Origin of the sequence: Marinobacter sp. (genome assembly GCF_052091845.1) — a bacterium.
In the GTDB taxonomy this organism is placed as follows: Bacteria; Pseudomonadota; Gammaproteobacteria; order Pseudomonadales; family Oleiphilaceae; genus Marinobacter.
The window spans coordinates 1-8,424 of record NZ_JBQDCO010000079.1; the positions used below are offsets into that span (position 1 = coordinate 1).

Sequence of the window (8,424 nt, forward strand, 5' to 3'; positions counted from 1 at the left end):
GGTGCCAGGGCCATGCCGCTGATCAACCGTGTTCTTTTGGGGCCGCTTGAAAAATACCGGGCCATTGAGGCGAAAACGGTCGCCGTTGCCATGGTTAATGAGGTTTGCAGCTTGTCTTCCAAGCCCCTCGCGGAGCGGGTTGTGCAACTTCGCCAATACGAAGATATTGTCAAACTGGCAGGCATGGCAAGTTGAATGCCGTCCAGAGCCACGCTGATATTGTATTCAGCCCAGCGTTGCATCCAGGAACATCATCACAACAAAGCCCACCAACAGGGAGAAGGTTGCCAGGGTTTTATAACTGGCCCGGTGGGTTTCCGGAATGATTTCATTACTTATAATGAACAGCATGGCCCCGGCGGCAAACCCGAGAGTCCAGGGCATTATTGGTTCTGCCAGCCATACCAGCGTGGCACCGAATACACCGCCGATAGGCTCGGCTAGCCCGGTCAGCAGAGCAATCGTGAAGGCCCGGGCCCGGGAATACTGAATCGCCAATAACGAGAGTGCGACGGCAAGGCCCTCAGGAATGTTCTGAATACCAATGCCCGTTGCAAGCACGTAGCCATTGCGCACATCTCCCCCTGCAAACCCAACACCCACAGCCATACCTTCCGGGAAGTTATGCAGTGTTATGGCAATGACAAAAAGCCAGATGCGACGTATGTGCAAGGCATCAGGGCCTTCTGGTCCCAGGTTGAAATGTTCGTGAGGCAGTTTCTGATGAATGCAGTAAAGCGCCGCTGCACCAGACAAAATACCAAATATAACCAGCAGTGCCGCTGCCCAGGTTGAGCCCAGCAGTGCTTCGCCATGCTCCAGCCCCGGAAGCAGCAGCGAAAAGAAAGAAGCCGCCAGCATCACACCTGCGGCACCTGCCAGCATGCTGTCCTGAAGCCGTTCAGTCAGGGATTTGACGAAGAATATAGCCAAAGCGCCTATGCCGGTTGCGAGACCCGCCAACAGGCTTGCCAGGGCACCAAGCCAGACGATGCTGATGTCGGTCGTCATGACAGCTGGGTGTTGCTTTTTAATGCCATATTTTCTAGCTCTCGCTGAATACGGTCGAACAGTTGGCTTTGAAAGTGTTCAGCCAAAGGGTAAAGGTGGCCGATGCCGGGCATCAATGTTAATTCTGCATTTGGAAGCCGCCCGGCCAAATGCCTGGAGTAGTCTGCACGCACAAATGCGTCTTCTTCGCCTTGAAAAATCAGAATCGGAGTGTGCACTTCTTTCAGGCTGAACCCCCAGTTTTCAAGCTCGGCTAACAGGTCTGTGGCGATGGCTTTTCCGCCGCTTTCCAGGCAAAGCATTTGATCACGCCGAAAAGTATCTTCAAGAAGTAATTTGTGCAACAGGTTTCGGTCGGCCGGGTTAACCAGTTTTTCGGCCTCTTGCATGTACAGCCCCGGGCGTCGGCGCGACAGACCGGCTACCAAACGCACCACAAGCTTAACCAGCCCGGGGCTATAACTGGCAAGCTTTGGCCCTGGCCAACGGGTGCTCTCAAGTAATGCATGATGACCACCATACTCTGCAAAGTTTGTATAACCGGACAGGCACACGCCCAGGTCGACTCTGCTACTCAACTTGTAACAGCAGGCCAGTGTGCGCGAACCGCCGCTGGACCAGCCAAAATGGCTGAAGGTTTCCAGCTTAAGGGTATCTGCTAACTGCTGAATGTCGTCAGGGTAATCCAGCAGTCGGCGGTCGGGCTTGTAATCCGAGTGACCAATGCCAGGGCGGTCCGGGGTAAGCACCCGGAAGTTATGTTGCAAAGCCTGTCTATGAAAAAACTCACCCTGCAGCCGGCTGCCCGGCATGCCGTGACCAAAAATCAAAGGATAGCCTAACGGATCGCCCACATCGGTATAGGCCAGTATACGGCCATCGTGTAAAGCCAGATTTTTCAATCTGTTTTCTCGGTTGGGTTTTTCGAGCGGGACAACGTTGGTTCGCAACCAATTACTTGCCTGGCCTTTCTGTGCGCATGCAGATACCAGCGTGCGCCCGGCCTGGTAAACGTTTGCGGTGTCACAAGAAATTCCGTTGTTTCCATGGTTGCAGGGATAGGCGAGCCATCGGCATGGCGGTAGACGCAGCTTGTACCGAGAACGACAGGTGTGGCTGCAGGCAGCTCTATGAAACCATCATCCCGAACCTGGGGGCTGTTGCCATCGACACTGACGATTTTGAGGCAGGGGCCAAAATGAACGCGACCCTGTTCGCTCAAATATTCACTCAGGCAATGCTGGGCACTGAGGAAAACAGAGTGATGGTTTTTTCCTTCTGCTTGGGAGGGCAGGTTTTCATTGCCCGACCCGATAGCAGAATGGTTATCTGATAGCGACTGACAGCCCGCTAATGTAAGCAGACAAGTTAGCAGAAGCGTAACGATAAGCTTCATCAAAACTCCTTGTTGCAGTGAACAAAACGGAATTGTCCGTGAACAAGGCGATAGTTTAGCTCAGCTTGCCCGCCCAAACATCTGTTCGAAGAACCTCCGGAATTATTTTATGCGCCGGAAAACATTTACATATTGGCATTCGTGCTCTCGAAAATTTTATCGGCAGAGGCGGCAACAAAGCCGTTGTAAAGAGTACCGTCGGATGTGGGGTAGCGCTGTGCAAATTCATAATAACAGCTGGGGATAGTCATTTCCTTGTCGCGGAACTGCAGCGGAACCTGGTCGGCCATGGTGGATGATTGTTCGAGCAGGTCGTCCGGTGAGCCTTTTACCTCGCCGCCGGATGCGTTCACGGTAAAGCCGTTATCTTTCAGAAGCTGGTTTATGTCTGCAACTGTCTCAAACGTCTGCAAGTGGTTCACACTTACAGTGAAATGGTTTGCTCGATAGCCCCAGGCCGCAAGCCAGGCGGCATATTCGCTTTCTTCTAATAGCTTTTGGTACGTGCTGTAATCCAGTTCCCAGTGCCTGCCGGAGTATAAAAAGTCGTCGGCCTTGACCTGTTCGTTTGTGATGCCACCAACCAGTTTGGATACCTCTGCCTGAAGTTCCGGTGAGCATTGTTCTGTGAGCAATTCTGAAATAAACACTCTCGGGGCTTCCGGGGCGTCATGTTCGTAATGCCGGGCGTACAGTTTTTTGTTGTTAAAGTGGTACTCGCCACCTTCGCGGTAGCCTAAGGCAAGAAAGTGCTCTGCAAGCGCATCCAGGCCCACTGGCGCCAGATTGAAGGTGCGCAGTGCAATATGATCGTTGATGATCCTGTGGTTTTCTTTGGCACCGAGAAGCTGGTGAATTTTCGCAGCCGAGGGCGTAACGTCTCGGTAATTCTGCCAAAGGTTTTCGAACAGGGCGGTACGGTCAGTGTGCATAACGTAACTCCGTGGCTATGTTTTGCGTTTGTGTAGACACAGTCTGATTTAAAGGCAGGATACGGGCGAGTTTGTCATTGCCAAGACGAAGCTTTGCTGCAAGGGCAGCGGAGACACTTAGCGTATCTGTCGCCTGGCAGCCTGGGTTTTCGGGGTTTGGTGCGCCAGATACCCTGGATGTGACAGTCGCCCGGAAATCTGTGGTCGCTGTGTTAGCAATCAAAACGAGTTCATTTTGCGGGTAGTCAGCAGATTTATAGTCATTATTTGCTCCAACCGGGAGTTCGTCAATTCTGACTTTACAGGCAAGCGAGGCTTTCACGCTGTAAATATCCGCCAGGGCGCATTCAACGGTTGGCCCCCCATCCAGCAGGTCGACAAACCCTTTGTGTTGAAACCCCTCGGCTTCCAGTATTCGCAAAGCTGGCCGGGTGTGGCTGTGCACCTGGCTAAGAGCCGCACGGGCCTCGGGGCTCATCAGGCAGGTATAAAGAGGGTGAGAAGGCATTAGCTCATCAATAAAATCTGTGTAGCCGGTGCCAACCAGATGAGTCGCCCGGCTAAATTCCAAATCAATAAAATGGGTTTTAAGCCAGTTCCAAAAAGGGGATTGGCCAGCGGCATCGGATACACCGCGCATTTCGGCAATTACCTTGTCGGAAAAGCGCTCCGGATGAAGCGCCATAAACAAAAAACGCACTCGGGAAAGCAGTTTGCCCGCATTAGCCTGGCGAAACTCTGGCCGCAGGTACAATGAGCAGATTTCAGAATAACCGCTGTAGTGGTTGCAGCGGGTAAGTGTTTCTACACTTCGGCGCCGATCAGGGTCCCGGGGGTGATGGGTAACCGTATTGCGCCGAAAGTGATTAAGCGGCCGTGTGTGCCCGACATTTGCTTCTATGGCAGTGGTTCCCAGAATATCACCGGTTTGCTCATCTTCCAGTACAAACAGGTAATGCTCGTCGCCGGGGCTTGTTACCTGACGTTCAAAGCTTGCCATGGAATGTGCAATTTTCCGCGCCAGGGCATCTTTGTCTGGCATTAATGATGTGAAGCCCGGACCGGATTCCATGGCAATTCGGAACAGAATGTCCAGATCCTTGTGGGTAATGGGTCGAATGATCATAGGCTGCAACCTGGCGCTGTTTGGATTCAGTATGAAGCCTTCAGATGTCGTAATGCAGCTGCAATATGAGCAAAATGTGCTACTATTTTTAGCATATTGATTGCTCAGGTTTACAATATGATAGGAAAGCAGGATCAGAAGTTGCTTTTGTTGCTAAGGGAAAATGCCAGAACCAGCATCACGGAGCTGGCCAAAACACTGCATGTATCACGTTCAACCGTGCAAAATCGTATTGCCCGGCTGGAGGCCAGTGGCGTGATTGCGGGGTATTCGGTACAGTTCGGCGGCGCTTACTCTGCCAGCCAGGTGGAGGCCCATGTCCTGATAAAAGTGATCCAGAAGCTGACAGCAAGAACAAATTCCGCTCTTGAGGGTATCAGCAATGTATCCCAGCTTTTTTCCGTAAGCGGAGAATACGACCTGATTGCGATTGTGCAGGCACAATCCCTGGAAGAGCTGAGCGCCGTACTGGATGACATTGGCAACCTTGATGGCGTGGAGCGCACCAACTCGTCGGTGGTGTTAGAGACCCGACTCCAGCGATAAAGGCCGGCCTGTCAGGGGTTGCGTGAGATGGGGTTGAGCATGGGCAAAAATGAACTGGGTATTTTGCTTGTATAATGCAAAACGCCGGTGCCTCTTTTGAAGAAGCGCCGGCGTTTTCAGTCAGGCTAATGGTTCAGAGTTGCGCTATGTAAGTGCAGCTCTTTACGTTTGCTCGACTGGAATCAGTGACCACCCTGCATTTGGGCGAGATCTGTTACAGCTACGGCCTTGCGGTTAAAGGAACGCAACTTACGGCTCATGAACTGAACTGCCATCCTGGCCGCCGCACGAGTATGCTGGCTTCTCACCGCAGTACTGTTATGGAGGATGCTGGATGGTAGCGGTTGTACGGTTGCGATATGTGTATGAGTCATAGCGACTTCCTCCTTATCTGGTGAGTTAATTACGGGACCTATCCGAATTTAAGTTAATCTTAAAGGTGTTTTTATGCAGTTTAAATACGTTAAAATCCCTATCCACGTTGCAAATACGCAGTAGCTTATGGACTGGGATTATCTTCGTTATATACACGCTCTGGCAATAGGTGGAACCCTCGCTAAAGCCGGAGAATTACTGGGTGTGCACCAAACGACGGTTTTACGGCGGCTGGATCAGATGGAAGAGTCGTTGGGTGTGCAGTTTTTCGAACGAAACCGCGATGGCTTGCAACTGACGCCCGTCGGGGAAACCGCTTTTCGCAACGCCGCAAAGCTGTCGGTTGAGATGGAAAACCTTGAGCGCAAGCTGGTGGGGCAGGATTCGGCGCCTGTAGGCAGGGTGCGCCTGGCGGTAGAAGACACAATGATGAGCGAGCTACTTGGGCCGGTTCTGGCAGAGCTGGTGCAAGAGTTCCCGGACATTGAGCTGGAGGTATTAACGGATAACGACGTCGCAAACCTTAGCCACCGAGAGGCCGACCTGACCTTGCGCCCGGAAAACAAACCCCAGGCAACCCTGGAGGGTGAGCGCATTGCGTCGATTGAATCGGCGGTTTACGGTTCTGCCGCGTATTGCCGACGCAACCGCGAAATGGATATTGAGAACCATGCAGACGAGTGCACCTGGATTATCCCGGATGACACCTTCAGCCATCTGGCAACTGGCCGGTGGTATCGCAAACAACTGAAAAGTGTGAGCTCGGTGATTCGCTGCAATAGCTTGCACGCAATGCACACATTGGCGCGAGCCGGGGCCGGTTTGGCTGTTTTGCCATGTTATCTGGGGGAGAGTGCCAAAGAACTGCGCCGCCTGTCAGACCCGATCGAAGGTGAAAGTGTCGATCTTTGGTTGCACGTACACCACGACACATTGCAAATGGCCAGGGTGCGCATTGTGATGGAATTTCTGGTTGAACGACTGCAGGCCCAGGCGCCGGTCATTGAGTTCAACCCGGCAGGGTGATGTCCCTGCCGGGTTGAACTCAGCTACAGAACGGCCAAAACTGGTACCAGTGCCAGCACTTGAATTCGGATTCACAGGATTTGAGTTGGTTGTCGTAACGAAAAGCGCGGTTCTGAACCCTGTCTGCCAGAGCTGTTACCTTTGGTTTGCGGGCATAGGTTTTGCGGGCGTAGCCACCACGACCTTCATGGTAGGCCAGGTAAAGTTGGCGCGGGCTATGAAAGGGGATGTCGAGTTGCCGGTTGGTAAGATGGTTATACCAGCCTACAAAATCCAGTGCGTATTCCATATCGGTGCGCACTGTGAATAAACCACTGCCATTGGCGGCAAGGTATTCCCCCCAGGCCGGGTCGAGCGCCTGAGCGTATCCGTACGCGGTGGTAGGCCGGCTCCAGGGTATAATCCCCCATAGCCTTGTCCTGGGTGGCTGAGCGTGGCTGCGAAATGAGGACTCGTAATAAACGAAGGCCATCTGGGTCGCTATGGGCGTGCCCCAGCGGTCCTGGGAATTACTGGCGTAGTCATACCAAACCGTGTGTTCCCGGAAAATGTCACACACGTCCTCCGGGTTAACAGGCGGATTGGGGGCCAGCAGGCTGAAGCGAAGCGTTGCCCAGATGCCGATAAGTACACCAAGTATTGGCAGGCCGTACCATTTAGCGCGGGACAGCCACCGGTTACGGCGTGTCTGGCGCCGTTTCCGGCGTGGGCGCGCTGGTTGCCAGAATTTTCCTACCAAACTGTCATCTCCGGAACCCATGGATTGCTTGCTCAGGGGAGGGTGTGCGTGTCATAAACACAACATCCATCAAACAGGATGATAGTTAAATGAAGCTTGGTACCCTAGTTAAACCTCTTTTAGTCGCCGGCTTGCTTGTTGCCGGCCCGGTTATGGCTGCGCCTGGTGCTCAGCAGGTTCTGACGGCATCGCCCATCGACGAGATTGTTGAACGCTACCCCGCCATGATGGCCGAAGGCATCCGCGAGGGTCTTAAGCGCAACCAGCAGCTTCCACCTATGGTTGCCGAGACCATCGGGTACGTGGTGACCAACAGTTTCAGTGCTGCCGACATAGAACAGCAAATTGTAAAAGATCTGGAGCAGAACCTGTCCGGGAAGCAGCTTGAAGCTGTGCAGAGTTGGTACGAAACCCCCGTGGCCAAGAAAATATCCGGGGCAGAAATTGCGGCTTCAGACCCCGCCGCCTGGAAACAAATCCGGGCCAGAGCGCCGGAACTGGCCGAAAAGTACGAGGGCACGGACCGGGCAAACATGTTTGAGCGGTTTGATCGCGCCGCCCGCGCAACGGAAAGCGCAGTGGATACCTCCATAGCCGTGCAGCTTGGGCTGGCGACCGCCATGGCGGCATTTAGCAATGACTCGGATAACTACGAGGCCGTTAAGCAGAAAATAGAAAGCCAGCGGGGTATTCTTCGGGGCGTTGTGGAGAAGCAGGTTTATGACAGTTACCTGCATACCTATGAGAAAATGAGCGCTCAGGAAATGGGGCTTTATATCGACTTTTTGGAGAGCAGTGCAGGGGCTGCGTTTTCTAAAACGGTTACCCAGAGTATTCAGCAGGCCATTACGGACCCGATAGAGTCTATTGGAAATCAAATGGCGCGTTTTTTAACCCCTGAAAATTAAAGTAACAGTTGCAGGCGTCTTTGCTGCTGTTGAGCGGCTCCTGAAATAATCTGGAGCCGCTCAGCAAACCGGGCCTTGAAAGCTCTTAGCTGCGGTCGGTTACTTCCAGCAGGTGGTAGCCAAACTGGGTTTTGATCGGGCCGATTACAGTGTTCAGTTCGCTGTTGAATGCGGCATGGTCGAACTCGGGAACCATCTGGCCCGGGCCAAAGGTGCCCAGATCGCCGCCGCTGCGGCCAGAGGGGCAAGACGAATGCTGCTTGGCAGCTTCTGCGAAATCCTGCCCACCTTCGATCGCTTGCTTCAGTTCTTCACACTTTGCTTCGCTGTCTACCAGAATGTGGCGTGCGGTTGCCTGTGCCATG

Annotated in this window: 11 protein-coding genes and 1 pseudogene; 4 read left to right on the forward strand and 8 right to left on the reverse strand. The window is 53.2% G+C overall.

All coding sequences use genetic code 11. The features are described 5' to 3' along the window. A pseudogene (locus tag ACTHYN_RS15850) lies at nt 1–195 on the forward strand (oxidoreductase); the annotation flags it as partial. A 30-nt stretch (nt 196–225) separates the two neighbouring features. On the opposite strand, the gene ACTHYN_RS15855 reads toward ACTHYN_RS15850, so the two are convergent. The 5 genes from ACTHYN_RS15855 to ACTHYN_RS15875 all read right to left on the reverse strand — a co-directional run bounded on the left by ACTHYN_RS15855 (nt 226) and on the right by ACTHYN_RS15875 (nt 4,465). Beyond that, the gene (locus ACTHYN_RS15855; RefSeq protein WP_441813372.1) at nt 226–1,011 is read right to left on the reverse strand and encodes a ZIP family metal transporter; all 786 of its coding nucleotides are present in this window, start codon (nt 1,009–1,011) and stop codon (nt 226–228) included. Beyond that, a complete protein-coding gene (locus ACTHYN_RS15860) occupies nt 1,008–1,913 on the reverse strand; it encodes an alpha/beta fold hydrolase (protein ID WP_441813373.1) in 906 nt (301 codons plus the stop codon). Before ACTHYN_RS15860 ends, ACTHYN_RS15855 begins: the two co-directional genes overlap by 4 nt. Then, nucleotides 1,910–2,407, reverse strand: a complete 498-nt coding sequence (locus ACTHYN_RS15865; RefSeq protein WP_441813374.1) for a hypothetical protein — start codon at nt 2,405–2,407, stop codon at nt 1,910–1,912. The genes ACTHYN_RS15860 and ACTHYN_RS15865 overlap by 4 nt, the downstream gene beginning before the upstream one ends. A gap of 125 nt (nt 2,408–2,532) precedes the next feature. Continuing rightward, on the reverse strand, nt 2,533–3,339 hold the full coding sequence (locus tag ACTHYN_RS15870) for a DUF1338 domain-containing protein (protein WP_441813375.1): 807 nt from the start codon (nt 3,337–3,339) through the stop codon (nt 2,533–2,535). Next, complete coding sequence (locus ACTHYN_RS15875) at nt 3,329–4,465, reverse strand: arginine N-succinyltransferase (protein WP_441813376.1); 1,137 nt, start codon at nt 4,463–4,465, stop codon at nt 3,329–3,331. The genes ACTHYN_RS15870 and ACTHYN_RS15875 overlap by 11 nt, the downstream gene beginning before the upstream one ends. A 117-nt stretch (nt 4,466–4,582) precedes the next feature. Here ACTHYN_RS15875 and ACTHYN_RS15880 point away from each other — a divergent pair, with 117 nt between their 5' ends. After that, nucleotides 4,583–5,011 carry an Lrp/AsnC family transcriptional regulator gene (locus ACTHYN_RS15880; protein ID WP_441813377.1) on the forward strand — a complete coding sequence of 143 codons (429 nt, stop codon included), beginning with the start codon at nt 4,583–4,585 and terminating at the stop codon, nt 5,009–5,011. A gap of 182 nt (nt 5,012–5,193) precedes the next feature. On the opposite strand, the gene ACTHYN_RS15885 is transcribed toward ACTHYN_RS15880, so the two are convergent. After that, nucleotides 5,194–5,385 (reverse strand): hypothetical protein, encoded by a 192-nt coding sequence (locus ACTHYN_RS15885; protein WP_441813378.1) that lies wholly within the window; start codon nt 5,383–5,385, stop codon nt 5,194–5,196. A 127-nt stretch (nt 5,386–5,512) separates the two neighbouring features. Here ACTHYN_RS15885 and ACTHYN_RS15890 point away from each other — a divergent pair, with 127 nt between their 5' ends. Continuing rightward, complete coding sequence (locus ACTHYN_RS15890) at nt 5,513–6,412, forward strand: LysR family transcriptional regulator (RefSeq protein ID WP_441813379.1); 900 nt, start codon at nt 5,513–5,515, stop codon at nt 6,410–6,412. Between the two features lie 19 nt (nt 6,413–6,431). On the opposite strand, the gene ACTHYN_RS15895 is transcribed toward ACTHYN_RS15890, so the two are convergent. Continuing rightward, on the reverse strand, nt 6,432–7,151 hold the full coding sequence (locus tag ACTHYN_RS15895) for a transglycosylase SLT domain-containing protein (protein ID WP_441813380.1): 720 nt from the start codon (nt 7,149–7,151) through the stop codon (nt 6,432–6,434). A gap of 89 nt (nt 7,152–7,240) precedes the next feature. Between ACTHYN_RS15895 and ACTHYN_RS15900 the strand changes: the two genes are divergently transcribed. Further along, nucleotides 7,241–8,059 (forward strand): DUF2059 domain-containing protein, encoded by an 819-nt coding sequence (locus ACTHYN_RS15900; RefSeq protein ID WP_441813381.1) that lies wholly within the window; start codon nt 7,241–7,243, stop codon nt 8,057–8,059. 85 nt (nt 8,060–8,144) lie between these two features. On the opposite strand, the gene ACTHYN_RS15905 is transcribed toward ACTHYN_RS15900, so the two are convergent. Further along, on the reverse strand, nt 8,145–8,423 hold the full coding sequence (locus ACTHYN_RS15905; protein WP_441813382.1) for a peptidylprolyl isomerase: 279 nt from the start codon (nt 8,421–8,423) through the stop codon (nt 8,145–8,147). Nucleotide 8,424: the final 1 nt, after the last annotated feature.

Bases quoted from the DNA above. Each gene is read 5' to 3' on its own strand.
- ACTHYN_RS15855 (WP_441813372.1), bottom strand. From the start codon at position 1,011: ATGACGACCGACATCAGCATCGTCTGGCTTGGTGCCCTGGCAAGCCTG.
- ACTHYN_RS15865 (WP_441813374.1), bottom strand. From the start codon at position 2,407: ATGAAGCTTATCGTTACGCTTCTGCTAACTTGTCTGCTTACATTAGCG.
- ACTHYN_RS15870 (WP_441813375.1), bottom strand. From the start codon at position 3,339: ATGCACACTGACCGTACCGCCCTGTTCGAAAACCTTTGGCAGAATTAC.
- ACTHYN_RS15875 (WP_441813376.1), bottom strand. From the start codon at position 4,465: ATGATCATTCGACCCATTACCCACAAGGATCTGGACATTCTGTTCCGA.
- ACTHYN_RS15880 (WP_441813377.1), top strand. From the start codon at position 4,583: ATGATAGGAAAGCAGGATCAGAAGTTGCTTTTGTTGCTAAGGGAAAAT.
- ACTHYN_RS15885 (WP_441813378.1), bottom strand. From the start codon at position 5,385: ATGACTCATACACATATCGCAACCGTACAACCGCTACCATCCAGCATC.
- ACTHYN_RS15890 (WP_441813379.1), top strand. From the start codon at position 5,513: ATGGACTGGGATTATCTTCGTTATATACACGCTCTGGCAATAGGTGGA.
- ACTHYN_RS15900 (WP_441813381.1), top strand. From the start codon at position 7,241: ATGAAGCTTGGTACCCTAGTTAAACCTCTTTTAGTCGCCGGCTTGCTT.
- ACTHYN_RS15905 (WP_441813382.1), bottom strand. From the start codon at position 8,423: ATGGCACAGGCAACCGCACGCCACATTCTGGTAGACAGCGAAGCAAAG.